The organism is Nitrobacter sp., from assembly GCF_051535235.1.
Lineage (GTDB): Bacteria > Pseudomonadota > Alphaproteobacteria > Rhizobiales > Xanthobacteraceae > Nitrobacter.
This window is the reverse complement of the sequence record NZ_JBPPLZ010000007.1, coordinates 139,236-164,011: the sequence shown is the minus strand read 5'-3', so window position 1 is coordinate 164,011 and position 24,776 is coordinate 139,236. Positions and strand designations below refer to the sequence as shown.

24 protein-coding genes and 1 pseudogene are annotated in these 24,776 nt (G+C 62.6%); 12 read left to right on the top strand and 13 right to left on the bottom strand.

Going from position 1 to position 24,776, the window contains the following annotated elements:
- Positions 1–184 precede the first annotated feature (184 nt).
- Both ACS3WA_RS11540 and ACS3WA_RS11535 read left to right on the top strand, forming a co-directional pair.
- On the top strand, positions 185–508 hold the full coding sequence (locus ACS3WA_RS11540) for a hypothetical protein (protein ID WP_438278655.1): 324 nt from the start codon (positions 185–187) through the stop codon (positions 506–508).
- Between the two features lie 228 nt (positions 509–736).
- Complete coding sequence (locus ACS3WA_RS11535) at positions 737–1,015, top strand: hypothetical protein (protein WP_438278654.1); 279 nt, start codon at positions 737–739, stop codon at positions 1,013–1,015.
- 313 nt (positions 1,016–1,328) lie between these two features.
- Here ACS3WA_RS11535 and ACS3WA_RS11530 read toward each other — a convergent pair whose 3' ends face one another.
- The 6 genes from ACS3WA_RS11530 to ettA all read right to left on the bottom strand — a co-directional run bounded on the left by ACS3WA_RS11530 (position 1,329) and on the right by ettA (position 8,686).
- Positions 1,329–2,561, bottom strand: a complete 1,233-nt coding sequence (locus ACS3WA_RS11530) for a lytic murein transglycosylase (RefSeq protein ID WP_438278702.1) — start codon at positions 2,559–2,561, stop codon at positions 1,329–1,331.
- A 23-nt stretch (positions 2,562–2,584) separates the two neighbouring features.
- Entirely contained in the window at positions 2,585–3,172 is a 588-nt protein-coding gene (locus ACS3WA_RS11525; RefSeq protein ID WP_438278653.1) for a TIGR00645 family protein, read from the bottom strand.
- A gap of 128 nt (positions 3,173–3,300) precedes the next feature.
- Positions 3,301–4,071 (bottom strand): trans-aconitate 2-methyltransferase, encoded by a 771-nt coding sequence (tam, locus tag ACS3WA_RS11520; RefSeq protein ID WP_438278652.1) that lies wholly within the window; start codon positions 4,069–4,071, stop codon positions 3,301–3,303.
- Between the two features lie 76 nt (positions 4,072–4,147).
- Positions 4,148–6,103: an AI-2E family transporter gene (locus ACS3WA_RS11515; protein WP_438278651.1), complete on the bottom strand. Its 1,956-nt coding sequence runs from the start codon at positions 6,101–6,103 to the stop codon at positions 4,148–4,150.
- Positions 6,104–6,283: 180 nt separating this feature from the next.
- On the bottom strand, positions 6,284–7,003 hold the full coding sequence (locus tag ACS3WA_RS11510) for a hypothetical protein (protein WP_438278650.1): 720 nt from the start codon (positions 7,001–7,003) through the stop codon (positions 6,284–6,286).
- A 30-nt stretch (positions 7,004–7,033) separates the two neighbouring features.
- Complete coding sequence (ettA, locus tag ACS3WA_RS11505) at positions 7,034–8,686, bottom strand: energy-dependent translational throttle protein EttA (protein ID WP_438278649.1); 1,653 nt, start codon at positions 8,684–8,686, stop codon at positions 7,034–7,036.
- A gap of 231 nt (positions 8,687–8,917) precedes the next feature.
- Here ettA and ACS3WA_RS11500 point away from each other — a divergent pair, with 231 nt between their 5' ends.
- Positions 8,918–9,121 carry a hypothetical protein gene (locus ACS3WA_RS11500; RefSeq protein WP_438278648.1) on the top strand — a complete coding sequence of 68 codons (204 nt, stop codon included), beginning with the start codon at positions 8,918–8,920 and terminating at the stop codon, positions 9,119–9,121.
- Between the two features lie 317 nt (positions 9,122–9,438).
- On the opposite strand, the gene ACS3WA_RS11495 is transcribed toward ACS3WA_RS11500, so the two are convergent.
- The gene (locus ACS3WA_RS11495) at positions 9,439–10,593 is read right to left on the bottom strand and encodes a L,D-transpeptidase family protein (protein ID WP_438278647.1); all 1,155 of its coding nucleotides are present in this window, start codon (positions 10,591–10,593) and stop codon (positions 9,439–9,441) included.
- Between the two features lie 341 nt (positions 10,594–10,934).
- On the opposite strand from ACS3WA_RS11495, the gene ACS3WA_RS11490 reads away from it, so the two are divergent.
- Positions 10,935–11,693 carry a hypothetical protein gene (locus ACS3WA_RS11490; RefSeq protein ID WP_438278646.1) on the top strand — a complete coding sequence of 253 codons (759 nt, stop codon included), beginning with the start codon at positions 10,935–10,937 and terminating at the stop codon, positions 11,691–11,693.
- 5 nt (positions 11,694–11,698) lie between these two features.
- Here ACS3WA_RS11490 and sseA read toward each other — a convergent pair whose 3' ends face one another.
- On the bottom strand, positions 11,699–12,559 hold the full coding sequence (sseA, locus tag ACS3WA_RS11485; RefSeq protein ID WP_438278701.1) for a 3-mercaptopyruvate sulfurtransferase: 861 nt from the start codon (positions 12,557–12,559) through the stop codon (positions 11,699–11,701).
- Positions 12,560–12,689: 130 nt separating this feature from the next.
- The gene (locus tag ACS3WA_RS11480; protein WP_438278645.1) at positions 12,690–13,103 is read right to left on the bottom strand and encodes a rhodanese-like domain-containing protein; all 414 of its coding nucleotides are present in this window, start codon (positions 13,101–13,103) and stop codon (positions 12,690–12,692) included.
- Positions 13,104–13,376: 273 nt separating this feature from the next.
- Between ACS3WA_RS11480 and ACS3WA_RS11475 the strand changes: the two genes are divergently transcribed.
- Complete coding sequence (locus ACS3WA_RS11475; protein WP_438275369.1) at positions 13,377–13,622, top strand: GlsB/YeaQ/YmgE family stress response membrane protein; 246 nt, start codon at positions 13,377–13,379, stop codon at positions 13,620–13,622.
- A gap of 151 nt (positions 13,623–13,773) precedes the next feature.
- Here the strand turns inward: ACS3WA_RS11475 and ACS3WA_RS11470 are convergent, their stop codons facing one another.
- The 3 genes from ACS3WA_RS11470 to ACS3WA_RS11460 form a co-directional block, all read right to left on the bottom strand.
- Complete coding sequence (locus ACS3WA_RS11470; RefSeq protein ID WP_438278644.1) at positions 13,774–15,468, bottom strand: glycosyltransferase family 39 protein; 1,695 nt, start codon at positions 15,466–15,468, stop codon at positions 13,774–13,776.
- A gap of 278 nt (positions 15,469–15,746) precedes the next feature.
- Positions 15,747–16,337, bottom strand: coding sequence for a GNAT family N-acetyltransferase (locus tag ACS3WA_RS11465; protein WP_438278643.1), 591 nt, complete (start codon positions 16,335–16,337; stop codon positions 15,747–15,749).
- 149 nt (positions 16,338–16,486) lie between these two features.
- Positions 16,487–16,843 carry a hypothetical protein gene (locus tag ACS3WA_RS11460; RefSeq protein ID WP_438278700.1) on the bottom strand — a complete coding sequence of 119 codons (357 nt, stop codon included), beginning with the start codon at positions 16,841–16,843 and terminating at the stop codon, positions 16,487–16,489.
- Positions 16,844–17,218: 375 nt separating this feature from the next.
- Between ACS3WA_RS11460 and ACS3WA_RS11455 the strand changes: the two genes are divergently transcribed.
- From ACS3WA_RS11455 to uvrB, 3 genes are all read left to right on the top strand, one after another.
- Positions 17,219–18,022: a PAS-domain containing protein gene (locus ACS3WA_RS11455; protein ID WP_438278642.1), complete on the top strand. Its 804-nt coding sequence runs from the start codon at positions 17,219–17,221 to the stop codon at positions 18,020–18,022.
- Between the two features lie 140 nt (positions 18,023–18,162).
- Entirely contained in the window at positions 18,163–18,360 is a 198-nt protein-coding gene (locus ACS3WA_RS11450; RefSeq protein WP_438278641.1) for a cysteine-rich CWC family protein, read from the top strand.
- 68 nt (positions 18,361–18,428) lie between these two features.
- On the top strand, positions 18,429–21,470 hold the full coding sequence (gene uvrB / locus ACS3WA_RS11445; RefSeq protein ID WP_438278640.1) for an excinuclease ABC subunit UvrB: 3,042 nt from the start codon (positions 18,429–18,431) through the stop codon (positions 21,468–21,470).
- Positions 21,471–21,589: 119 nt separating this feature from the next.
- Here the strand turns inward: uvrB and ACS3WA_RS11440 are convergent, their stop codons facing one another.
- Entirely contained in the window at positions 21,590–21,994 is a 405-nt protein-coding gene (locus ACS3WA_RS11440) for a hypothetical protein (RefSeq protein WP_438278639.1), read from the bottom strand.
- Between the two features lie 108 nt (positions 21,995–22,102).
- Here ACS3WA_RS11440 and ACS3WA_RS11435 point away from each other — a divergent pair, with 108 nt between their 5' ends.
- From ACS3WA_RS11435 to ACS3WA_RS11420, 4 genes and pseudogenes are all read left to right on the top strand, one after another.
- Complete coding sequence (locus ACS3WA_RS11435) at positions 22,103–22,447, top strand: hypothetical protein (protein ID WP_438278638.1); 345 nt, start codon at positions 22,103–22,105, stop codon at positions 22,445–22,447.
- 249 nt (positions 22,448–22,696) lie between these two features.
- The gene (locus ACS3WA_RS11430; protein WP_438278637.1) at positions 22,697–23,140 is read left to right on the top strand and encodes a hypothetical protein; all 444 of its coding nucleotides are present in this window, start codon (positions 22,697–22,699) and stop codon (positions 23,138–23,140) included.
- A 193-nt stretch (positions 23,141–23,333) separates the two neighbouring features.
- Positions 23,334–23,438, top strand: a pseudogene (locus ACS3WA_RS11425) (IS481 family transposase); the annotation flags it as partial.
- Between the two features lie 351 nt (positions 23,439–23,789).
- Positions 23,790–24,758 carry a hypothetical protein gene (locus ACS3WA_RS11420; RefSeq protein WP_438278636.1) on the top strand — a complete coding sequence of 323 codons (969 nt, stop codon included), beginning with the start codon at positions 23,790–23,792 and terminating at the stop codon, positions 24,756–24,758.
- Positions 24,759–24,776: the final 18 nt, after the last annotated feature.

The window sequence follows — 24,776 nt, the reverse complement described above, 5'->3', positions numbered from 1 at the left end:
ATCTCGCCGCCCTTCTTCCCGATATGATGTAACCTACTGAAATACATAATCAAATTTTCACATTAAATTCCGGATCGTGGCATCATCGGGCCGCCACGTTCATTAATCGTTCAAACCGGATGTGAAATCGTCCATCCACAGCACCCAGATTGTTGTGGATGGACGCAGGAGAAAAGGTGAAGCCATGAAGAGACAAATGTTGGCCTTGGCGACTGCCGCCGCGCTGGTCACGGCCGTTGCCGCGCCTCAAGCCGCCGAAGCACGCGGTGGCCGCGTCGCTGCCGGCGTCGTTGGCGGATTGATCGGCGGCGCCATCCTCGGCGGAGCGCTGGCCGGACCGGGTTATTATTACGGCCCCGGATATTACGGTCCGGGATACGGATACTATGGCCCCGGCTACGGCTATTACGGCCCGGGCTATGTCGCGGCGCCCGGCTGCTATTGGCAGCGCCAGCGCTTCTGGGACGGCTATGGCTGGCGGATTCGGCGGGTACGGGTGTGCGGCTGATTCAGCGGCGGCCTTATCGAATCAATTTCCGGATTGTACTATCGGCGTTTTCCGGAAGGCTGAGCGTGATGGCCTGAAAAAGCCGTTATTTCGGCCAACTGACTTGCGAACGTTTGCATCGGGTTGATGTCAGGCGCTTCGGGGTGGGACAGCCGATTGAACGGCGGCGTTGCAAGTTGCTTTAAACCTGCGCCCGGTCGTGGTGCTACTCTCAGGAGAGACTTCAAGATGAAGAAGACAGTTTTCGCCCTTCTCGCGGCTGCTACGGTTGCGGGAGGTTCGGTAGCGACGGCTCCGCAGGCACATGCGGGCGGCGGCGACGTCGCAGCCGGTATCGCTGGAGGTTTGATCGGCGGCGCCCTTATCGGCGGCGCAATTGCCAACAGCCGTCCGGCCTATGCCGCGCCGGCTCCGGTCTATGTGGAAGAACCACCATGCCACATGGTGCGCGAGAGGTTCTGGGACGGATATGGCTGGCGCTTCCGCCGCATCCGGGTTTGCGACTGATCCGGACCCTCGAACGATACGACTTCAGAAACCCGGCCTCCTGGCCGGGTTTTTCTTTTGTCGATGACGTTCAGCGCCTGGTGTCTGGCGCGGTTCTTCACGCGAACCGAAACCATCTTCGGATCAAGCCCGAGGACATGCTTCGCTCGAAAGCGCTCCATAGTCATTCATCGTTACATGGAATCAAGTGCCGTCATGCGAGGCGCCTCGCGCCGAAGCAATCCAGAAAGCTCCGGAAGAAGGCTGGATTGCTTCGCTTCGCTCGCAATGACGTCAGGTGACCGCGTTTCGTCGAAACGGGAAACGCTCAAGGTCAGCGCGCGCCATTCATTGCGCGCAGCACCGCATCGCTCGGCCAGCAATCAACTTTGAGTTTGGCCGATTTCTGGTAGGCGCCGAGGGCTGCGCGCGTCAGCATCCCGGCCTTGCCGTCGATCTTGTCTTTGTACAGGCCGACCCGCGTCAGATGGCGTTGCATCGCCTCGACGTCGCGGCTTCGCAACTGGGTCGATGCCGACCACGGCGTCGCGAACGGCAGCGGACTCGTCATGCGATCGGCGAGATGGCCGACGAACAGCACGTAGAGGTCGGAGAAATTGTATTCCTTGATGACGAAGTAGTTTTTGGTGGTGAGAAACGAGGGGCCATAAATCCCTTCAGGTTGCAGCAGCGATGCGCCCTGCGCGCGCTCCGTTGCGGTCAGTTGTTGTCCCCGCACAGGCAAAAATCCCTCGCGCAGCCATTCGCCGATCGGCCTGGTCACCTCCGGCACGCCCTCCGTGCAATCCACGTTCGCCGGTGCGCGCACCTCGTAGGCCCAGCGCACGCCCGCCTGCCAGCCCTTGTTGACCAGTTGCTGTGCGGCCGAGGCGAGCGCATCGGGCACCGAGGTCCAGATATCGACGCGGCCATCGCCGTCGAAATCGACGCCGTGTTTGGCGAGTTCGGACGGCAGAAACTGCGTGAGGCCGGTGGCGCCGCCCCACGATGCGCGGAAGTTCTTGCGCGAGACATCCCCGTGCTGCAACAGCAGCAGCCCGTCGATGAATTCGGTGCGGTACTGGTCCTTGCGGCGGCCGACATAAGCCTGCGTCGCCAGCACGCGCATCGCGTCGTAAGGCAGCGTGTAGCGGCCGTAATCGGTTTCGCGGCCCCAGATCGCAAGGATGATCGGCGCCGGCACGCCGAACCGCTTTTCGATCGCGCTCAGCGTCGGGCGATATTTCTGCATCAGCCGCTGCCCCTCAGTCGCCAGCCGCGCGATGCTGCCCTCCTTGATGTAATCTGCCGGCACCTGGACGAATTCCGCCTGCGACGGCGCGCCGGTCGCGGGCCGGCCGGGCAGGATCAGGTCGGGAAGCTTGTAGTCAGGCTCCAATGTCGCCGTCACGGCATCGAAGGTCGCGCGCGAGACGCCAGCCTGTTGCGCCTCGGGCCACAGCGAAGCGATGAACTGCGTGAAGCCGGCATCGGCCGCCTGCGCCGGCGGCACTCCGACACCGAGAGCGAGCACGACCATGATCGCGATCGCAAGCCGCCGCAGCATATTCCAGCCGGCAGCCGCCATGCTCAATGCTCCGCCTGGCCGTGCGTCCCGTTCGACCCGCTCGAGATGCGATCCGCGAGCGCGATGCCGATCGCCGAAACGATGAATACGAGATGGATGATGGTCTGCCACATCACGCCGCTTTCGGTGTAATTCGTGGGGCGCGCCGCGCTGCCGAGGTTTCCAGCCTCGATGAAGGTCCGCAGCAGATGAATCGACGAGATGCCGATGATCGCCATCGCCAGCTTGATCTTGAGAACGCTGGCGTTGACATGGCTGAGCCACTCCGGCTCGTCCGGGTGGCCCTCGAGATTAAGTCGCGACACGAAGGTCTCGTAGCCGCCGACAATGACCATCACCAGAAGATTCGAGATCATCACCACGTCGATAAGGCCAAGCACCACCAGCATGATCTGCTGCTCGGTGAAATCGAAGGAGTGCGCGATAAGATGCCACAACTCCTTCAGGAACAGGACGACATAGACGCCCTGGGCGATGATGAGGCCGATATAGAGCGGCAACTGCAGCCAGCGCGAGGAAAAGATCAGCATCGGCAACGGGCGCAGGGCGGCCCTCTTCACAATTTGCGGAGATTCAGGCGTCGGGGACATCACGCGGTCTCATCGTGGAAGGGAGAAGCCTTCTATTCCATTCGCCATGACGGAATCGAGAGGATGCACCGCGGCAAAATGCAGCGCGGCGTTCGCTTCCGTGTCCTGCAATCGCGTGGCTCGCGGCCTCACCTGATCGCGACCAGGAAGAAACGCGGAAAGCGCAGCAGCACCTTGCCGTCCGCCTGCAACGGATAGGCGGCGGCGATATGCGCGGTGTATTCGCGCAGGAATTCCTTTCTCTCGGCAGGCTCGAGCGGATCGAGGAAGGGCCGCAGCCCGGTGCCCTTCACCCATTCGACGATCGCCGCAGCCTCCGCCAGGACATGATTATAAATGGTATGCCAGATCTCGATGCGCCGACACAGCGGCCGCAGCGCGTCGTAGTAGCCGCCCGGCCGCAACAGCCTGTCTTTCGCCCGCGCGGCGTTCGCAAGTGTTTCCCGCCACGGTCCCGAATGAGCCACCTCGCGCATCATGACGTGACTGGGTTCGTCGAGATTGTCCGGCATCTGCACCGCCAGCACGCCGCCTGACGGCAAGGCCTCGAGCAGGCGCTGCAACTGGCGCAGGTGATCCGGCACCCACTGGAAGATCGCATTGGCGAACAGAAGATCGGTGTTCGCCGGCGGAACCCAGTGCGTGACGTTGGCTTCGATGAACGTCTGTTCTGGCAGCCGCTCGCGCGCCCGCCGCAACATATCGGCGGATGTATCGATGCCGATGATCTCAACCTGCGGCCAGCGCTCGACCAGCAGTTCGGTGGAATTACCCGGACCGCAGCCGATATCGACGGCCTTGCGCGGCGCGCTCAGCGGAACCTGCGCCAGCAGATCGCGCGACGGGCGCGTTCGTTCGTCCTCGAACTTCAGGTATTGCTCGGCACTCCAGTCGTCCATCGCCTCTCTCCAAGCTCCTTTCACACCAACAAGCGGGACCAGGCAAGTCAACACCGATCGCGGCGGCAGGCGGACGTCATGAAGGTCCGGCGCGGTCCGCCTTTCGCTCGGGCCGCCCTGCCTTCCGCTCGGCCCCCCGCCCGGAAACGGCCGGCCGGGATGCGGCTCGCGGCCTGGCGCCGTTGTCCTGCGCGGCAGTTTGCTCGACCAGCGACAGGCAATAGGCGGCGGCTTCCCCCAGATTGTCCGCCACGGCGTCGGCGTTGAGGTGATCGCGGGTCATCCCGGTGTTGGTCCGCCCCCAGCAACAGACAAGGATGCGCGCCTGCGGCATCTTGCGCCGCAGTCTGCGCACGAGATGGCGGGTGTGGGCGGTGCTCCCGTCCTCCAGGGTCGACACGCACACCAGTCTCACGCCGGAGCCGGCAAGCCGGAATATTCCGCTTGTCGAGGTTTCCTCCTTCCTCGCAGCCCGCGCTTCGAGACCATGCTTCGACAGGATCTGGGCGAGACACATCGCGGCCGCCTCGTCGAGATCGCTGCGTTCGGCGACGCACAGCACCGGACATTCGGACTGCCAGTCCGGCGGAAGGCCTTCGCGAATAATGAATGGAAGTTCGGGCATCGGCGCATTGGCCGTTTCTTCAATCGCGTCGGCGGCTTCCGCTTCCTTCGTCCGGCCTCCGGTCGGAACGTCATCGAACTCGGAGGAGAGATCGTCGACCACCTCGGCGACGCTATCCTTGATTTCGGCCAGACGATCAGGCACCAACCGGCCGCGCCTGAGGTCGGCCTGCGCCAGCATCAATCCCTTCAACGCGACGGTCTCGTAGTATTCGGCGAGCGAACTCTCCTTCAGAAACTCTTCCGCCGTATCGACGGCCTCGGCCGGATCGTTGGCCAGCATCCTCTGATAAAACAGTTCCGGCGGAGACAACGCCGGACGATCGCCGAGAAGGATGTCGAGAAACCTGAGATGCTCGACGTGGCGGCCCAGCACGACGAGGCACACCGTCAATGGAGTCGCAAGGACAAGGCCGATCGGCCCCCACAGCGCGGTCCAGAACGTCGCCGAGGCGACAACGGCCACGGGAGACAATCCGCTGCTGTGCCCGACGAGCAAAGGTTCGAACACCTGGCCGATCATGAGTTCCGTCAGGAAAATGGTCGCGCCCGCCCATAGCAGCATCGACCAGCCGGGATCGACCGCCACAGACAGCGTCAGCGGAAAGAACGCCGCGATGAAGACGCCGACATAGGGCACGAACCGCAGGATCGCAGCCAGGATTCCCCAGAGGATGGCGCTGGGAACGCCGATCACCAGAAGGCCGAGGCCCACCAGCACGCCGAAGCTGGTGTTGAGCGCAACCTGCATCAGAAAGAAACGGCTGAGGCGACCCGCCGCGTCGTCGATCGCCGCGGTCGCGGATTGCAGATCGTTCGAGCCTGCCAGTTTGATGACCCGGTTACGCAGGTCCTCCCGCTGAAAAAGAATGAAGACCACGAACACGATGACGACGCCCACCGTCGCCAGCGGGTGCAGCAGCGGACTGATGAGCGCCAGGATGCTTTCGAGGGCGGACGGCGGCGGAGAACGCACCTCGACCGGGATCGGCTTTGCCTCGCCGGGCGTTTCAGACGACAGCGACGGCGCCGTTGACGGCGTCTGCGGTACGTTGATTTCCTTGCCCAGCGTCTGAAGAATATCCGCCGCGCGATCGAGCGCCCCTGTCGAGGTCAACGCCCGCAGCGACTGGATTTTCTGCTGCATGGTCTGCTGGTAGCGGGGCAGGCCCTCGGCCAGATGCCTGACCTCGTTCGCGATCAGGCTGCCGAGCGCGAAGATCGCGATAAAGGCGACCACGACCACGACCGGCACGCTGGCGGCGCGAGGAAAATGCCATCGCTCCAGAATTTCCACCAGCGGAGCAAGCACGAAGCTCAGAAGCACCGCCAGCGCAATGGGGACGAAAATCTCGCGGCCGACATACAGCCCGCAGATCACGAGGGCGGCGATAACGGCCGATGCCATCGCCCCGTCGCCGAAACCGGCTCTCCGTGGCGTCACCCTCGCGTCCAGATCCAGACTCACAGCCGGCATGACCCCGAATATTCAGGATCATCAATGATCGCCGGGCCGTTTTGGTTCCATGGGCGCGACGGAGACGGCAGGACCCCCTGCCCCGTCCTTTTCCTGACCCGCTGTCAAAACCTACTCAGGAGGGTTTGGTGCGGTAACCAGATGGGGGTCGCGGCGTGAGAGGATCACGCACCAGGACGCGACGCCCAAAAGCATCAGGCAGATGTAGGGGCCGATCATATAGGTCCAATACGACGACCTCATGAGGATCGTGAACGCCGCCGGTGGCGCATATTCCTCCGGCTGCAATAAAACGCTGTGGAGCCATCTCGCCATTCCGAAATCGAACAGGATGCGCAAAACGATCAGCGCAATCAAAATGGCCGCGATCCTGCCCGCAAGCCCGAGACGGAGGAAACCGTCAGACGCCTCGGCTGGCGGACGGGCGCAGACCATGGCGAGGATGAGGCCGAGAGCCGTGATCGCATAGAGCGGTATTCGTCCATCCAGCGTGCTGCTCGAGAATCCCAATCCGCCTTGACTGGAGACGATGTAGCTGATGTCGGCAAACAGCAGCCACGGGACGACCAGCCCGGACCAGCCGGGCAAGCCCAGCGCTTTCATCCGCCGCCAGCTCGGCCGGACCAGCGAGGCAACGAGGAGGAGGAACAGTAAGAAACCGAACGGCGTGGCCGTGACGAGTGAGACGGCCTCGCCAGCCGCGTCTTCAGCGCCATTGAGACGATCCAGCACATAGAGCGTGAGCGGAAGACCGATCAGGAATGTCAGGAAAATGCCGATCCTGACAACGACCTGCCACCCGAACGATCGGCCCGAAAGAACGGCTGTCATGATCGGTGGCTCCCCCGCGCTATCCTCCCCTCACCGCGTTAGCTTCTTGTACTTCACACGGTGCGGGATGACGCTGTCCTGGCCGAGCCTGCGCATCTTGTCCTTCTCGTAATCCTGGAAGTTGCCCTCGAACCATTCGACATGGCTGTCGTCCTCGAAGGCGAGGATATGCGTCGCGATGCGGTCGAGGAACCAGCGGTCGTGGCTGATAATGACGGCGCAGCCGGCGAAATCCTCCAGCGCCTCTTCAAGCGCGCGCAGCGTATCGACATCGAGATCGTTGGTCGGCTCATCGAGCAGCAACACGTTGGCGCCGGATTTGAGCATCTTGGCGAGATGCACGCGGTTGCGCTCGCCGCCCGACAGACTACCGACCTTCTTCTGCTGGTCCGCGCCCTTGAAGTTGAACGCCGAGCAGTAGCCGCGCGAATTGACTTCCTTCCTGCCGAGCAGGATCTGGTCGTTGCCGCCGGAAATCTCCTCCCAGACGTTCTTCGAGCCGTCGAGCGCGTCGCGCGACTGATCGACGTAGCCGAAATGCACGGTCTCTCCGACAGTGATGGTGCCGCTGTCCGGCTTCTCCTGGCCGGTGATCATGCGGAACAGCGTGGTCTTGCCTGCGCCGTTGGGACCGATCACGCCGACGATGCCACCCGGCGGCAGCTTGAAGGTCAGGTTATCGATCAGCAGCCGGTCGCCGAAGCCCTTGGTCAGGCCCTCGAAGTCGACGACGTTGTTGCCGAGCCGTTCGGCCACCGGGATGATGATCTGCGCGGTCTGGGTCTGCTTGTCGCTGGCCTTGGCGAGCAGCTCCTCGTAGCGCTGGTAGCGCGCCTTGGACTTGGCCTGCCGCGCCTTCGGCGAAGCCGCGATCCACTCCTGCTCGCGCGCCAGCGTCTTTTGATGCGCGGCATCCTCGCGGCCTTCCTGCGCGAGGCGCTTCTGCTTCTGCCTGAGCCACGACGAATAGTTGCCTTCGTAAGGAATGCCGCGGCCGCGATCGAGCTCGAGGATCCAGCCCGTCACGTTGTCGAGAAAGTAGCGGTCGTGGGTGACGATCAGGATCGCGCCGGGATAGTTGCGCAAGTGACCTTCGAGCCACGACACCGACTCGGCGTCGAGATGGTTGGTCGGCTCGTCCAGCAGCAACAGCTCCGGCTGGTCGAGCAGCAGGCGGCACAGCGCGATGCGACGACGCTCGCCGCCCGACAGCTTCGTCACGTCGGCGTCATCCGGCGGGCAGCGCAGCGCGTCCATCGCCTGATCGACCTTGCTGTCGAGATCCCACAGGCCTTGCGCCTCGATCTCGTCCTGCAGTTTCGTCATCTCGTCGGCGGTCTCGTCGGAATAGTTCATGGCGAGATCGTTGTAGCGATCGAGGATCGCCTTCTGCTTGGCGACGCCCTCCATGACGTTCTCGCGCACGGACTTGGCGGGATCGAGTTGCGGCTCCTGCTCGAGATAGCCGACGCGGGCGCCTTCGGCGACCCACGCCTCGCCGGTGTAGTCCTTGTCGATCCCGGCCATGATCTTCAGCAGAGTCGATTTGCCCGAGCCGTTGACGCCGAGCACGCCGATCTTTGCGTCCGGATAGAACGACAGGTGGATGTTATCCAGCACCTTCCGGTTCGGCGGATAGGTCTTGGACAAGCCCTGCATGAAGTAGACGAACTGGCGCGCCATCGTGATCCTTGAAAGCGTTGCAATTTTAGGGGGAGTTGCTGCCGCTGATGTAGCGGCGTGAGAGCCAAAGGGCAACCTTGGCTTAACCATCCGGAAAGCTTGACGAGAAGAGCATTTTTCGCGGTCTCATTCGAACTTCTTTTTAATTGAATCCACCAAAGAATGGCGGGGTCGGCAACATCACGGCAGTCTTCCAGCAGGAAGCTTGCGAGCCAAACGGCAGAAACGACCATGGCGACCAGCGTAACGGCCTCAGCCTCTGACCGAACCGAGAAACGGGACGACCGCGGAGAGTTTCACGGGATTCGCGCTTTCTGGCACGACTTCGTTGCGACCGCTTTCAATCCCTACCGGCCCGAATTGCACTACATGCGCGGACCCGGACCTGCCTGGCATGCCAAGCACGGTCAACATCCGCCCGCCGGTTCCCGATGAACCGGCCGCGCAGCTGCGATCTCACGCCACGCAATGGCATCGCGCGAACGACCGCGCGCGGACCTGTTGTCGACCAGACTGCTCCGACGGCGCATTCGCGCGTCGGCGCCAGATCGGACACCGTTCCGGAAAACTACCGACGCTATTACGTTGAGATGATCGAGGACATTGCCGCGTGGCTCAAGAGCGCGCAGGCATCAGGGCTCCGGCCGCGATAGGACGGCCGCAGGAGAACTCATAAACCTTCAGAACCGTCGCTGCGAAGGCCCTGCCTCATTCCGCCGGGCGCGTCTGGCGATCTCAAGCAGCGCGGGTGGCTACCGGATCGTGACCGGCGCCGGCAGCGGCGCGACGGTGGCCGGCTGGGTTCCCGGCAGGCTCGCCGTCAGCGGCGGCTGCGGAATGGGCGCTGCGTTCGACATCGGCGGCTGACCCGCGGCAGGCTGGGTGGAAGCCGTCGTGTCTGTATGCGGCGGACCGCCCGGCAGCACCACGACACGGGTGCCGACCTTGACGCGATCGAACAGGTCCGAGACATCCTCGTTGAGCATCCCGATACAACCCGACGATACGAATTTGCCGATCGTCGAGGGCTGGTTGGTGCCGTGGATGCGATAAACGGTCGAGCCGAGATACATCGCGCGGGCGCCGAGCGGATTGCCGGGTCCGCCGGCCATGAAGCGCGGCAGGTAAGGCTGGCGCTCGATCATTTCCGTCGGCGGATGCCAGTCGGGCCACTCGGCCTTGCGGCTGATCTTCTGCACGCCGGTCCAGGTGAAGCCATCGCGGCCAACGCGCACGCCGTAGCGGATCGCGCGATTATTGCCGAGAATATAGTACAAATACGTGTTCGAGGTATCGACGACGATGGTCCCCGCCGGCTCCTTGGTCGCGAACGTGACTTCCTGACGACGCAGCCTCGGCGCCAACTGCTTTTCGCCACCCTGATCGGCTTCGGGCTGCTCGTCCGGCGGCAGCGCCGACAACGGAGCGGGCCTGCCGTCCGCGCCAACCGGTGCCGGCGGCGCGAAGCCTGCGGTCGGCCCACCCGTCGAGGCAACCGTTTCCGGCGAACGTGTCGGATACTGCGCGGGACCGGGCTGACCGTAACGCGGATCATCCGGCGACATCACCGGGCCACGCGCCATGCCGCCGTTTGGATAGGTCGGAGCGGATGCAGGGCTACCGTAACGGGGATCCTCCGGCGACATGATCGGACCCGGGGCAGGGAGCGCGGCGGAATCGTGCGGGTGCGGCGACTGATCCTCGGCCGAATCGAAATCAGGAAGCCCGTCCATCGCAGCCGGGCGTCCATCTTCCGCCGGATATGAGGACTCGCCCGGGTAAGCGGGAGGCGATGCGGAATAGATCGTGCCCGGCGCGGGCGGATACCCCTGGGCGGAGGCGAGTGAGGTTCCCGCTGCGCCAGCCAGGACCGTCGCAAAAACCGTCAGAATGCGCTTGATCATCATTGCCCTTGTATAAGCCCGACAAACCACCGGATCGTTAACGGCCACTTCGCGCAGGATAGCGGCGCATTCAAGACAATTCCGACAAAAGCGTCCTAATTCGATCATAATTGCGAAATCGCCGGCGAGCGTGACCTCCAAGCCTCACTTGTTCCGGCGCGCCGGACAAAGCCGGCGTTCGTCGCGGCGATTTTTGGCGCACCTGATCGGCTGTTGCGGTATTCTCAAAACGCTTGATTCGCTGGAACCGGCTGGCGCGCACATCGATCAGGCGCGTATCCCGCCGCGTTCCGATGGCTCGATCACGTCGCTCAACCGCGCGGCGATAGCGGAACCCAACATCCATGCTGCCCGGCTTGCGCTTCCTGTTCGTCGCAATCGTACTGGCCGTCTCGATGGTGGTCTTCGGCCTGGGTGCCGCAGCCCTGCTGCGGGCGACACACGAAGAGTTCGCAAGCCTGCCACTCAAGCAGATGCCTGAAGTCACGTTCGGATCGCGAGAGGAGGCGCAACAGCCGACGCTGGCGGTGCTGCAGGTCGACACACCTGCCGCCGAGCCTCCTGCCGCCGATGCACCTTCGGCCGCAGCCGACGGCACAGCGCCCGCGGCTTCCCCGGCGTCGTCCGATACTGCCGCGCCACACGCGGCAGCCCCGGCGCCCTCCACCGAAGCCGTCGCGGAAAAGCCGTCGGAGTTGCCGCGAGCCGAGGCGCCGGTCGAGGCTAAAGATGCCGTCAAACCGGACGCTGAAAAAATCGAGGACGTGAAAACCGATGCCACGAAAACCGGGTCCGCGAAACCCGATCTCGCGAAGCCGGATGTCGCGAAATCCGACGCATCCAAATCCGATGCAGGTGCGTCCGACGTCGCCGAAACGATGACGTCGCCGTTCGGAGCGCATTTCAAGCCGCCCCTGCCGGGCCACCGTCCCACACAGCTGGCGCAGACCGCCGATAAGGCGTCGCCGGTCGCCAAACGATCATCCGCGAAGCCGGCCGTCGCCAAACGAGCCCATCGCCGCCATGTGGTCCAGCGACCGCAAATGCGACCGGCGGCCCCGAGTCCCGCGTCGCAGCCCGCATCGCCGTTCGCCCTGGAGTGAGAGAGTCAGGCGGGGCCGGTCGCGATCGGGGGGCCATCCTGCAATCCCCACTCCGACCACGATCCGTCGTAGAGCGCCGAACCGCGGACGCCGAGGCGATACAACGCAAGCGTGAGCACCGCGGCCGATACGCCGGAGCCGCAGGTCGTAACGACCGGTTTCGCCAGATCGAGGCCGGTGCCGGCAAAGGCGGTGCGCAACTCGTCGAGCGGCTTCATGGTGCCGGTCTCGGCGTGGAACAGCGCGCTATACGGCAGGTTGCGGCTGCCGGGAATGTGCCCCGAACGCAAGCCCGCCCTTGGCTCGGCGACGCTGCCCTCGAAGCGATTGGCGGCACGCGCATCGACGAGCTGCTCGCGGTGCGATGACAGGTTGTCCACAAGCTGCACCTTGCTGCGCACACGGACCGGATCGAACGCCGCCGTGAAGTGGCCCGGCTTCGGCGACGCCGCGCCGGATTCGACGGGGCGACCCTCCGCGCGCCATTTCTTCAGGCCGCCGTCGAGCACGTGGACATCGCCGTGGCCGAAAGACAGAAACATCCACCACACCCTCGGCGCGGCGACCCAGCCACCGGCATCATAAATCACGACCGTATCGCCGGAAGAAATTCCGAGCGCGCCGACATCGCGCGCAAACTGCGCGGCATCCGGATACATATGCGGCAAAGGCGAGGCGCGATCGGAGATGGCATCGACGTCGAAGAACACCGCGCCGGGAATATGCGCGGCGACAAAATCATCGACCGGCAGCGGCAGAACGCCCGGCATCTTGAACGAGGCGTCGACCACCCTGAGCCCGGCATCGCCGAGACGCGCGGCCAGCCATTCGGTGGAAACGAGAGGATCGTCGGCGGTGGAGGTCATGGTCAGGTATTCCGCTTGCAGGTCATTGCCGTGCATGGCCGTCCGGAGAACGGCGTCGCCTGTCCCCGCAATCCATCTTCTTCCCGGAAGATCGGCGCGCGGGGCACAAGGCCGGGCATGACTGGACATGTTACGCCTTCGCCTTTGGCTCGACACTCTCGACCGCTTGCCCCGCATCGCGCCAGGCTTTGTAACCGCCGCCGAGATGCGCGACCGGCTTCATGCCCATGTCCTGCGCGGTCTTCGCTGCCAGCGCCGAACGCCAGCCCGAAGCGCAGTGAAAGATGAACTTCTTGTTCTCCTGAAAGATCGGTTTCGCGTAAGGGCTTTCAGGATCGATCCAGAATTCGAGCATGCCGCGGGGACAGGAAAACGAGCCGGGAATCCTGCCTTCGCGCTCGAGCTCACGCGGATCGCGGATGTCGACGAGAACGGCATCGCCGCGTTCGACAGCCGCCTTGACGTCCGCCACGCTCATGGTCTCGATTTCCTTGTTGGCTTCTTCAAGCAACGACTTGATGCCGCGCGTGATCGTCTGGGTCATTTTTACCTCCGGCCTTTCCTTCCCCCGTGTCACGGGGAAAGCTCGGATTGGACAAACGATGCGAAGCATCCTCGCACAATCGGGGTGCCAGGCAAATCATGCTTAACGCAATGCTCACCCCCGGATGTAAGGTAACTGCAACAGGCGATATCCTGGACCTGCCGGCTTTTTTATCTAGAATTGATCTGCCGCTCGGCCTATTGCCAAACGCGATATAAGCAGGCGAACATCAAGGAAATGCCGATGAGAGCGGCATTTCAGGAGGAGCGATTTATGGGCGTTATCGTGTGGTTGATCGTCGGCGCGATCGCGGGCTGGCTGGCTGGCCTGATCGTAAAAGGCGGAGGCTTCGGGCTGATCGGAAACATCATCATCGGCATCATCGGCGCAATCGTCGCCGGCTGGATTTTGCCGCTGTTCGGAGTCCTGATCGGCGGCGGCTTCTTCGCCCAGGTCATCAATGCGGCCATCGGCGCCATCATCGTTCTACTGGTCGTGGCGTTCATCAAACGCGCCTGACGGCAATCCGCACCACAAAAACGGTCGCCGACAACAGCGACCGTTTTCCGGTGTGAGGTCACGATTTGAACGACGATAAACGCAAGCCGCTTCTCCAACACCAACCTGCTTTTTCTCGGCATCGAGCAGCAATAGATGCGGCTTCTGTCGCTCAACCCCTGCGCCGCTGTGCGATCATCATCCTTTGATCCTTGACGTAACCCAGCGGCACGCCAAGGCGCTTGACCGTTGCAACCACCTTGCCTGGGCTGTTCAGATCGCAGTTCATGTGGGTTGGTGCGATGAAAAAATCGGCGGTTTCCCAGACCTTCGCCCAGTGTAGATGGGGCCTCGCCTTCTTCAGGAACGCCGCACGCTCGCCGCAGAACGCCACGGTGTAGGCGTGATGCGCGTCGCGGCTCACGACCGGCTCGGTTTTGGCGAGATAGGCTTCCAGCCCGTCGACCGCTTCGGGCATGATCGTCGCCCAATAATCGGTCACGTAGAGTCGCGATGCGCCCGCGAGCCCGCCCACGAGCGGGTTATAGACAACGTATTCATAGGGATGCAGCCGGTAGAGCGTGAGCGCGTTCCAGGAAAACCCGGCGGCGATCACCGCCAGCAATGCCGCCGCAACCTGCCGACGCCAGGCCGCAGCCCGCGCGACCACCGCATCCAGCCCGACCCCCGCCAGCACGGCCATCGGCGGTAGCACGAACAGAAAATGACGCAGGCCGCAGAATGCGGGTCCGTGCGCGACCGCCTCGCAGAGCAGCGGGAAGAAGGCCGCGAACGTGATTAACGCGACGTCGCGGCGGCGGCGGTCCGTTGCCGCTTCCCGCGCGAAAACAGGAACAGCCGCGAACATCAGCGCCAGCGCCGTTCCTGCCAGCATCAGCAAGGGCACCTTGATGAGAAGATAGGTCGGCACGTACCAGCGCGGCACCGTGGCCATGCGATAGATGTGCCCATCCAGCACGGTGGGGATGTCGTAGCCGAAATCGCCGAAGCTGATGAGCCCGCGGATCGGATTGAGCGGCGCCAGCGCCGACCACGGCCAGGCGACGATCATGATCCCGTAAGCAATCAAGAGAGCCGGTATGAATCGCAACAGCGATGCGGCCATGAACGACATCGCGTCCCGGGGCGCGCGGACCCAGTGCGCGGGCGAATTGAGCGCGATCGCGACGGGGACATAGCAAACCAGCAGGAGCGCCAGTACCTTGACGCCGAGTGCCGCGCCCGTCAGCACGCCGAAGCCGACGACATGACGAAGCCGCGGACGCGGCAGGTCGCGGGCTGCCCGCGCCAGGAAGTAGACCGCGCCGGCCATCGCCGCGGCGAGCGGGATATCCTTGGTGTGGTGAAACATGGTGCCGTACCACGATCCGCACACCGCCAGCGCCACGCCCGTCAGAAATCCGGCGCGGGAGCCGGCGATCAACCGCGCGGTTGCGAGCGCCGCACCCAGTCCGCCGACACCGATGGCGGCGCTCATCAGGTGCCGCAGATCAAAGATATCGAGGGAAACAACGTGGCCAAGCAGAACAGCGAGGGAATCGAACAGTCCGCCATAGAGGTAGAGATTATAGAGATGGAAGAGCGAGCGGTCGGCGAAACCGCTGCGATAGTAGGCGACGATCAGTTCGCCATAACGATGCTGGATCCATTCATCGTTGGTGACCGCATAGTCGCGGAATGTTGTCAGGACGAGGATCGCCAGCATGGCGAGCAGGACGAGCGAACCGAGGTCGTACAAATCCCGCCCGGCGATCATGCGCAATCCGCGCGGCACCTTTGATCGCTCGCCGGGAGGAGCGAGCGACCGCTCGATATTCCCCACCAGATCGCGAGCCACTTCAATCATGACGGAGGATCCTGCTGCACCGTCGCGTCAGAGTCTGTTTCGACTGCGATGAATCAGACTCCGAAAACCGGTTTCCACTTTTCGGGATCATGCTCTCATGCGGCAACTGACGATTTTCGACGGCGCGCCCCGGCCGCGCAGGTCTTGCTTTTGCCCGGCCCAGGCAATTTTGGCAAGCGGCACGGCCTGAAATGGCCTGCCGACAAAAGACACGCGGCGTGGCCTTGTGGAGTTCGAGCTTTACCGCGACGCAGGATGGAGACCGCTTTTGTGATGAGCTATCGATGTTTTTTATCGAGCTCGTAGGCGAGACGCGCTTTCACCGTCGGCCACTCCGCCGGAAGGATGCTGTAGACGACGGTGTCCCGTAACCCGTAAGGCGACGTTTGATGGTTGCGCAGGGTGCCGGCCTGCCTGGCGCCAAGCCGCTCGATGCCGCGCCGGCTGACATGATTGAAAACGTGGGTGCGGAATTCCACCGCGATGCAGTCCAGCTTTTCGAAGGCGTGCGTGAGCAGCAACAGCTTGCACTGAGTATTGACGGCCGTGCGCTGAACCCGCTTCGCATACCAGGTCGAGCCGATCTCGACACGGCGGTTCGCGGCGTCGACATTCATGTAGGTGGTCATGCCGGCGATCCGGCCCCCGGCGTCCCGCACGGTGAACGGCAGCATGGTGCCGGAGGCTTGCAGCGATAACCGCCGCTCGATTTCGGGGCCCATCTTCTCCGGCACGGGAACGAAGGTGTACCAGAACTTCCAGATCTCGCCGTCTCTTACCGCCTCGACCAGAGGACCACGGTGATCGTGCGACAGCGGCTCAAGCCGCGCATAAGGCCCTTCGAGCGTGACGGGCTGTAGCCAGGACATGGTTTACTCCGCAAACTTGTACCGTCATCGCCATGTCATTGGCGAGATCGCGACACATCGGCAAAACCAATTTATTTCCGGCTCCGCGTTCCGCCAGTCCTGCTCAGAGAAAAATGCGGACGATCGTCCCTTTCGAAAGAACGCATGGACTACTTCCCGCTCGCCTTCCCATTGTCCTTTGCGCCCTCCTTCACCGGCGGCGACGGCTGCTTTTTTTGCGCGTTCTGAAGTTCGGCGACGGTCTTGCGCAATTCCGCGACCGTGCTTTCCAGCGCCTCGATCCTCCGGTTGGCGGCATCGATCTTCTGTCCGCTGTCGGTGACAAGTCTGCTGATGGTCCCTTGCAGGAAGTTGACGTTGCTCTGCAGGCAACTCGTCCGCCGCTCCATTTTCTTTTCAGCGGTACAAATCTCGATACCAGGAACGTCCTGGGCCTGGGTCGCGCCGACGCGCAACACGAAGGCGGTGGCGATCATCAGGATCCATGATGGGCTTCGGCCGGTCATCTGCACTCCGTCACGATAATGATTCGATCCGGACCTTTGCAGAACGGCACGACGAGCGCGAGAGCCGTGGGCCTGATGCGGCAATGTGCGGCGAAGCCACTGCGGTCCGCGATCCGCCATATCTGGAATGATCCCAACAATTTGTCTCGGGCGCCGCATGGTCGCCATGGACTGCAGTTCCGCTGCAACACCATCGGAGCTCGATCCTCGCGAGGTGGGCTCGGGTTCCGACAACGCCGCATTTGATTTCAAATCATCACAAACGGATTCCGCCGCGTTAGATGCAATTAACGCTGGCGACGAAAACATTGCCGGCCATGCAACCACTTATCGTCGAAGCGGGCTTATCCTCATTTTTCGTTCCGAGAAACAGCAATGGGCTTCGACTGGCGAACCATATTTGGCCCCGCTCTCGCGACACTGGTGGCGATCACGTCCATCTTTGTTGAGCGCAATGCCGTTACCATTCCGGACCTGGCGGCGCTGTTTGTCTGCATTGTCGCGCTCGCAGCCTCGCTCGGAGGAACGACATCCGGCCTGCTCAGCGCCGCCATCGCCCTCGTCGCCTCCACCCCTTTCCTTGCGGACCATGGCGCCATCCATTCCGCCTATCTCCCACATCTGGCGCTGCTGGCAGTGACCACCGTGGGCACCGCCGTCATCACCGGGTTGCTGCGGCGGCGGATGATGAATGTGCTCAGATGGCGCGAGCAGCATGCGACCGCGGCACGGCTGTCCGCCGCCCTCGACCGGATCGACATCGGCATTGTGCTGCTCGACGCGGACACGCGCGCTGAATTCATCAACCGCGCCTTCCGGAATTTTTTCGCGCTCCCGGACGAGAAGGCCGACAGCAAACCGCCATTCATTGCGCTGATGTACCATGGGCGCGATACCGGCGCGTATGAATTGCCCGAGGACGAACTCAACCATTTCATCGCCGAACGCACCAAGATGATGCGCGCGGGCGACCAGACCCCGATCAACATCAAGCTCAGGAGCGGCGAGGTGTTGCGCTTCTGCTGCACGGCGCTTCCGGACGGCGGCCGGATGCTGAGCTATACTCCGGTGACCGATCTCGTTCGTCGTACCGACGATCCGGCAGATACCGACTATTACCTGGCGCTGCGCGGCGGCGCGCATCGCTCCCTGATCAATCATCTGCGCGCGGCGGAATGAAACAGCGGCTCGGGGACGCCGCGCTCGATCAGTACCTCAATTTCGCGCTGTAAAAGATCTAGCTCTTCGCTTTCACGACCAATGATTCCGGGAGTATGGTTGTCGAACCTCCTGACCCGGCATGAAGAGCATCCTTGTTCATGACCCATCAGATCGGACAACAGAACCAACGCCGTCTCGTCTGTTCCGGATGCGGAACGGAATTCGGGTGCGACCTGTCCGGGAACTGCTGGTGCGCCGAGGAAACGGCGCGGCTGCCGATGCCGGCCCAGGGCGGCGACTGCCTGTGCCGCAATTGCCTGCGAAAGGCGGCGGCGCACTCATCAGCATCGGCATGATCCCGAGGTTTGCGCATCCGTGAGAATGCGCCCTTTCGTGCGGGCCGGACTCGTCCCATATTGCCGGCATGGCCAACACTTCCGATCCTCCGAAACGATCCGGCAAAGCGCCGGGATCCCGGGTTCCGAAATCCAAAACCCCGAAATCGAAGGCGCATCGTCCCGAGGTGCAGCCGATCGGGCCTGCGCTCGCGCAACTGCTCAATCCGGCGATCAATCGCGGCGACGCCGGCCTCGGCTCCGGCACCGGGTTGCAGCCGCCGCCGGACAATTCATGGGATCGCCGCTCGGGCGGCGAGGCGGCCGCGCATCGCGCGCGGAAATCGACGCGCGGCAAGGGTGATGCGACGGCAAAGCGGGATGCGACGAATTCGCCCTCTCCGGGAGAGGTCGAGACGAGCAAGGCTCGCGCTCTCGGGTCGCCTGTCGAGGAGATGCCTCGCTCGTCGACCTCCTCCCTCAAGGGGGAGGTCAAGAAAGGGAGTGGCTTCGAGGAAGCGCCGCAGGCGATTTACGGTACATCAGCGACGATCCCGACACTCGATCCGGAACTGGCGCGGCAACTCGGTCTGCCGACCGCGGAGGATGATGAAGAGGCTTTGGCGCGGCCGCCTCGCAGCAAGATGGAAGGCCTCGGCGTCAAGGCGACCGCGGAATCGCTGGAGACGCTGCTGCGCGACGGCCGTCCCGAGTTCAAGAAAGATGACGGCTCGCTGAAGGTCTGGACGCCGCACCGTCCGCCACGCCCCGAAAAGAGCGAAGGCGGCGTCCGCTTCGAGATCAAGTCGGACTATGAGCCGAAGGGCGACCAGCCGCAGGCGATCCGCGAGCTGGTCGAAGGCATCAACCGCAACGACCGCACCCAGGTGCTGCTCGGCGTCACCGGCTCCGGCAAGACCTATACCATGGCCAAGGTGATCGAGGCGACGCAGCGCCCGGCGCTGATCCTCGCGCCGAACAAGACGCTGGCGGCGCAACTCTACGGCGAGTTCAAGAGCTTTTTTCCCGACAACGCGGTGGAGTATTTCGTTTCATATTACGATTACTATCAGCCGGAAGCCTACGTCCCGCGCACCGACACCTACATCGAGAAGGATTCCTCGATCAACGAACAGATCGACCGCATGCGCCACGCCGCGACCCGGGCGCTGCTCGAACGCGACGACGTCATCATCGTGGCTTCGGTGTCGTGCATCTACGGTATCGGCTCGGTCGAAACCTACACCGCGATGACGTTCGCCTTGAGGCGCGGCGAGCGCATCGATCAGCGCCAGCTCATCGCCGACCTGGTGGCGCTGCAGTACAAGCGCACCTCGGCCGACTTCACCCGCGGTACTTTTCGCGTGCGCGGTGACACCATCGACATTTTCCCGGCGCACTACGAGGACCGGGCCTGGCGTGTCAACCTGTTCGGCGACGAAGTCGAGAGCATCGAGGAGTTCGATCCGCTCACCGGCCACAAGCAGGACGAACTGGACTTCATCAAGGTCTATTCCAACTCGCATTATGTGACGCCGCGGCCGACGCTGGTGCAGGCGATCAAGAACATCAAGATCGAGATGAAACAGCGGCTTGACCAGTTGCACGCGCAGGGTCGCCTGCTGGAAGCGCAACGGCTGGAGCAGCGCACCACCTTCGATCTGGAAATGATGGAGGCGACCGGAAGCTGCGCCGGCATCGAGAACTATTCGCGTTATCTCACCGGCCGGCGGCCCGGCGAGCCGCCGCCGACGCTGTTCGAATACGTCCCCGACAACGCTCTGGTTTTCGCCGACGAGAGCCATGTCAGCGTGCCGCAGATCGGCGGCATGTTCCGCGGCGACTTCCGTCGCAAGGCGACGCTCGCTGAATACGGCTTCCGCCTGCCCTCCTGCATGGACAACCGCCCCCTGCGCTTCGAGGAATGGGACATGATGCGGCCGCAGACGGTCGCTGTCTCGGCCACGCCGGCCTCATGGGAGCTGAACGAAAGCGGCGGCGTATTCGTCGAGCAGGTGATCCGTCCCACCGGCCTGATCGATCCGCCGGTCGACATCCGCCCGGCGCGGACGCAGGTGGACGATCTCGTCGGCGAGGTGCGCGCCACTGCCGCCAAAGGCTATCGCTCGCTGATCACCGTGTTGACCAAGCGCATGGCCGAAGACCTCACCGAATATCTGCACGAGCAGGGAATCCGCGTACGCTACATGCACTCGGACATCGACACCATCGAACGCATCGAGATCATCCGCGATCTCAGGCTCGGCGCTTTCGATGCGCTGGTCGGCATCAACCTGTTGCGCGAAGGTCTCGACATTCCCGAATGCGCGCTGGTCGCGATCCTCGACGCCGACAAGGAAGGATTCCTGCGCAGCGAGACGTCGCTGATCCAGACCATCGGTCGCGCAGCGCGCAACGTCGACGGCCGGGTGATCCTGTATGCCGATCAGGTCACCGGATCGATGCAGCGCGCCATCGCCGAGACCGATCGCCGTCGCGAGAAGCAGGTGGAGTACAACACCGCCAACGGCATCACGCCGGAGAGCATCAAGAAATCCATCGGCGACATCTTGAACAGCGTCTACGAGCGCGATCATGTGCTGGTGGAAATCGGCGACGGCGGCAAGGGGAATTCCTGGTCCGATGACGCGATCGCGATCGGCCACAATTTCGAGGCGGTTCTCGCCGATCTGGAAACGCGGATGCGCGAGGCCGCCGCGGACCTGAACTTCGAGGAAGCCGCAAGGCTGCGCGACGAGGTGAAGCGGCTGCGTGCCACAGAGTTGGCGGTGGTGGACGATCCCACCATCAAGCAGCGCGGCGTCGCGGCGAAGGCAGGCACCTACGCCGGCAAGAAGAAGTATGGCGACGCGGCGAATCTGCCGGCGCGCTCCTCATCCAAGATCCACAAACCCTCGCTCGACGAGATGGGCATCGCCACCTGGCACGAGGTGAAGCCTACCGAGGGGCGTTCGAAGCCGCGCAAGCCGACGCTGGACGAAATGGGACCCGGCACGGAAAGCCGAATCTATCAGCCGACCTCGTCCCGCGAAGCAGGCCCGGAATTCGGCCCTCGCCCGCGCTCGACCGGCGGCGCGCCCGGGAAGCGGGGCGGATGGAAGAAGAGGTGACAGACCGGGCGGCTTGCAAGCGGGAGGGTGAGTGCGAGCGCGCGAGGCGCACTCCTCAACGCGAGAAAACAGAGGATGACGCTCGCATCGTCGGATCGTTTTGACGCAAGCGGCCGTGACTAGCCTCGTATCGTATCCACGATCCAGCGTCCGACTACGCCGGCCACCCACAGCGCACCATAGAGCGGCGCGCCGATCAGGATCACCGCAAGCGGCAGCAAGCCGAGATCGTTACCCGCCGGACGGAGCAGAACAATGCCGGCAAAGAGACCGCCGAGAGTCCATAGCGGCAGGCGCCCGATTGCTACGCCATCATGAGCACCGGCGGCGATCGCCTGGACCAGCAGAAGCAACGGTACGCCCAGCGTCCAGAAGCGCGGCGCATCCCACGCCTCGCGCACGAGCAGGGTCGCACCCGGCCGCGCCGGCCACAGCGCGAACGTCACCCACAACGCAAAGCCCGAAAGCGCGAGCGGCACACCGATCAGCAGCGTCGTCACCTTTGGCGAAAAACTCTTCGACATTCAAAACCTCTCAATGACAGCGACCCGCAGGGCAAACCCCGATTGTCATTCCTCCGCCCCCCTGCTACGTCACCGCCGACTTTCGCGACAATCAGGGACATGACTTCCATGGCCGACGCCGATCTCGACGTCATCATCCGCAAGCTTGCAAGGCAGCAGCACAAGAGCCTGACGACGGCAGTGAAGGCGCGGCGCGCACGCTACCTCGCCCTCGCCGCCAAGGCGAAGGATACCGCCGGCAAGCAGCGCTTCCGTGAGATGGCGAAGCAGGTCTTCGAGGAAGGGACCGCGGCCGTGAGACGGCTGCAAATGTCGGCCGACAACGCCGCCGACAGCTATGCGCGCGCGATGCGGCGAACGGCTGATACCCTCGCGACGCGACCGCCTGCAGCCCCGAAAAAAGCCCCCGCCAAAACGGCGACGCCGAAACCGGCGAAATCCTCGAAGTCCTGATCCGCTCGCGGCCCTTCACCCCCTCATCCCGCTTCACCTCCTCTCCTTAACCGCAGCCTCAACCGCAAATGGCAAGCCTGCCGGGAGCCAGGTCCGATTTTGGGGAATGAATCCGATTTTGGGGAATGAACAAGGCTCGCCGCAGATTGGCCGCGATGTTGTCAAAATCTGCAGCGCTGATAGGATGTTAGAGACTCGTCGTGCGGGGGGACATCCGCGCTCGCTCAACGCGAAACAGGGAACAAGCCGATGAACGCCAATCCAGCCACACCAGCCACTTCGTCCGAACAGACCGAATCGAGCACGACCGAGGCCGACACCAACCTCGCCGCCGTCTCGGAAGTCGAAGCCGGCATCCGCGATTTCGTTCGCAACGACATCGCCTATCTGCGCCGGCCCGCCGCCGGGGCTCCTCCGGCCGCCGAGACGAAGCTGGAGGCGAGCACGGAAGCGACCGTGAATAACGTCAATTCGCTGATCCAGCGCGTGGCCGGAACGTCGCTCGCCGAGATCGAGAATCTCGTCACCGAGCTTGAAAGCCTGCGCGACCTGCTGCACGCGGAAGGACAGCGCGTCCAGCGCGAGATTTCGGGCTATGCCCAGTTGAGTCAGGCTGCGATGAAGTCGACGCGGATGATCGCTGAGAACGTCGCGCAGTGGAAGCGCACAGCCGAAAACCTGCGGAACGACTAGCGTTCGCGTCTCGTCATAGCGTTTTCGAAGCATGTCCCCGAACTTGATTCGAGGGTGAATATCGGTTCGCTTCAGGACAATGCGCAAAACAAAAATCCAGAGCCCCGCTTCTGATCCCGTCAGAAGCGGGGCTTGAGGTATTTTAGTCCCGCGGGCTGACGGCGTCATTATCGTCGTCAGAGGTGGACGCGCTATAGCTCAGGTTCTTCACGGGAGCGCCACGGCCACGCACGCCGTTCGATCGGAGCTGCCGCGATCGCAAGCTTCAGCCGCGGAACTTGCGCGGCGCTTCGGCCTCTGGAACGACGTCTCGTTTCGCACTAGGACGTCATCCCGCATCTGACGCGTTCTCGCTGACGGGATGGAGGAACTCCTCGGCATCGATGATGGCGCACCGCTTCCGAGCTTTTTCGATAGCTGCTGATCGCGGAATGAAATGCGCGTGCCCGGCCAAAGTCGCCCTGCACACCAGCCTGCGTGATTGTGTTTGGCCAGGGAAAGAACCGGATAACTGTTCGTGCTTCATCCGCGCGCGTTATCATTATCAATCGTAACATTCGAAATGTTGACACCCCTGGGTGGTCCCCATAGATTCGAAATGTTTCACAAATGCCATCCCATATAGGGGGACCAACGGATTGGAGCAGAAATGCCGTTGAACTGGGCGACGCAGAAAGCGGAAATTTTAGAGCGCGTCTGTGAAACCGAATCCTATCTTCGTATTATGCTGAAGACCAAAGATGATCCCTTTCATCTGGCTGCCTGGGTCGAGCATCACTCGCGCATAGTCCCCAGGTCAGCGCTTATCATAATAGACAATATGTCTACCGATCGGAAAGTCCTGGATTTCTACGACCAGATCGGCCCGGACATTTTGATCTTCCAGTACTCCGGCTTTCACAATGACCTCCATGATCACGTCCTGATGGACGCGCTTTATGACGCCGTCTACAAATCGTCAGACAGCCTGATTTTTCTCGATACAGACGAGTTTCTCGTTTGTGTCGATTCAGACGCATCAAAATGGTCGTTCGATGTGCAGGCACTGTTGCAGGACAATCCGACAACTTCGGTTTTTACGTCCACGTGGATATATAACGTACCGCTCTCCTCGGACATGTTCTATCTCGGACCAAGTGCGACGAACCTGCATAACGGTTTGATGTGGGGCAAACCGATCGTCAGGAATTGGCCCAAGGGTAAAGCCGGCACCATCGGTCACAACACCCAGATTCCACGAGAGTGTTTCGCTGGTCCGCTTTCGACCCGGCTATTTGTTAAACACATGACCCAACTTTACCCCGAGCAGCGCATCGTCACAAACGTCAATAAGCTCATTGCGAGAGGTTTTGCGAAAACGGGGGAAACGCCCGAAGAGATTGTCGCTCGCGGAGCAACGGAGAAAGACAGCTATAACATCCAGCTCTATGTTTCCGAATTAAAGCAGTTGATTGCTCAGAAAGGTACCGAACACGCGCCGACCAAGGAGATCCCTTTGCATTCCATGCGTCTACAGGACTCCGGAACTATCGAGTTCAACTCCAAAACTGATCAAGACGCGCTTAAATACTTCGTCCAAAACGGAGACAAGATAGCGAGAAACGTCTTGAAGTTATGATCGCACTGCCTTGGATCC

Bases quoted from the DNA above. Each gene is read 5' to 3' on its own strand.
- ACS3WA_RS11465 (WP_438278643.1), bottom strand. From the start codon at position 16,337: ATGTCCTGGCTACAGCCCGTCACGCTCGAAGGGCCTTATGCGCGGCTT.
- tam (WP_438278652.1), bottom strand. From the start codon at position 4,071: ATGGACGACTGGAGTGCCGAGCAATACCTGAAGTTCGAGGACGAACGA.
- ACS3WA_RS11540 (WP_438278655.1), top strand. From the start codon at position 185: ATGAAGAGACAAATGTTGGCCTTGGCGACTGCCGCCGCGCTGGTCACG.
- ACS3WA_RS11535 (WP_438278654.1), top strand. From the start codon at position 737: ATGAAGAAGACAGTTTTCGCCCTTCTCGCGGCTGCTACGGTTGCGGGA.
- ACS3WA_RS11480 (WP_438278645.1), bottom strand. From the start codon at position 13,103: ATGACCCAGACGATCACGCGCGGCATCAAGTCGTTGCTTGAAGAAGCC.
- ACS3WA_RS11430 (WP_438278637.1), top strand. From the start codon at position 22,697: ATGAACGCCAATCCAGCCACACCAGCCACTTCGTCCGAACAGACCGAA.
- ACS3WA_RS11460 (WP_438278700.1), bottom strand. From the start codon at position 16,843: ATGACCGGCCGAAGCCCATCATGGATCCTGATGATCGCCACCGCCTTC.
- uvrB (WP_438278640.1), top strand. From the start codon at position 18,429: ATGGCCAACACTTCCGATCCTCCGAAACGATCCGGCAAAGCGCCGGGA.
- ACS3WA_RS11450 (WP_438278641.1), top strand. From the start codon at position 18,163: ATGACCCATCAGATCGGACAACAGAACCAACGCCGTCTCGTCTGTTCC.
- ACS3WA_RS11495 (WP_438278647.1), bottom strand. From the start codon at position 10,593: ATGATGATCAAGCGCATTCTGACGGTTTTTGCGACGGTCCTGGCTGGC.
- ACS3WA_RS11420 (WP_438278636.1), top strand. From the start codon at position 23,790: ATGCCGTTGAACTGGGCGACGCAGAAAGCGGAAATTTTAGAGCGCGTC.
- ACS3WA_RS11475 (WP_438275369.1), top strand. From the start codon at position 13,377: ATGGGCGTTATCGTGTGGTTGATCGTCGGCGCGATCGCGGGCTGGCTG.
- ACS3WA_RS11435 (WP_438278638.1), top strand. From the start codon at position 22,103: ATGGCCGACGCCGATCTCGACGTCATCATCCGCAAGCTTGCAAGGCAG.
- ettA (WP_438278649.1), bottom strand. From the start codon at position 8,686: ATGGCGCGCCAGTTCGTCTACTTCATGCAGGGCTTGTCCAAGACCTAT.
- ACS3WA_RS11440 (WP_438278639.1), bottom strand. From the start codon at position 21,994: ATGTCGAAGAGTTTTTCGCCAAAGGTGACGACGCTGCTGATCGGTGTG.
- ACS3WA_RS11455 (WP_438278642.1), top strand. From the start codon at position 17,219: ATGGGCTTCGACTGGCGAACCATATTTGGCCCCGCTCTCGCGACACTG.
- ACS3WA_RS11500 (WP_438278648.1), top strand. From the start codon at position 8,918: ATGGCGACCAGCGTAACGGCCTCAGCCTCTGACCGAACCGAGAAACGG.
- ACS3WA_RS11525 (WP_438278653.1), bottom strand. From the start codon at position 3,172: ATGTCCCCGACGCCTGAATCTCCGCAAATTGTGAAGAGGGCCGCCCTG.
- ACS3WA_RS11470 (WP_438278644.1), bottom strand. From the start codon at position 15,468: ATGATTGAAGTGGCTCGCGATCTGGTGGGGAATATCGAGCGGTCGCTC.
- ACS3WA_RS11510 (WP_438278650.1), bottom strand. From the start codon at position 7,003: ATGACAGCCGTTCTTTCGGGCCGATCGTTCGGGTGGCAGGTCGTTGTC.
- ACS3WA_RS11490 (WP_438278646.1), top strand. From the start codon at position 10,935: ATGCTGCCCGGCTTGCGCTTCCTGTTCGTCGCAATCGTACTGGCCGTC.
- ACS3WA_RS11530 (WP_438278702.1), bottom strand. From the start codon at position 2,561: ATGCTGCGGCGGCTTGCGATCGCGATCATGGTCGTGCTCGCTCTCGGT.
- sseA (WP_438278701.1), bottom strand. From the start codon at position 12,559: ATGACCTCCACCGCCGACGATCCTCTCGTTTCCACCGAATGGCTGGCC.
- ACS3WA_RS11515 (WP_438278651.1), bottom strand. From the start codon at position 6,103: ATGGCATCGGCCGTTATCGCCGCCCTCGTGATCTGCGGGCTGTATGTC.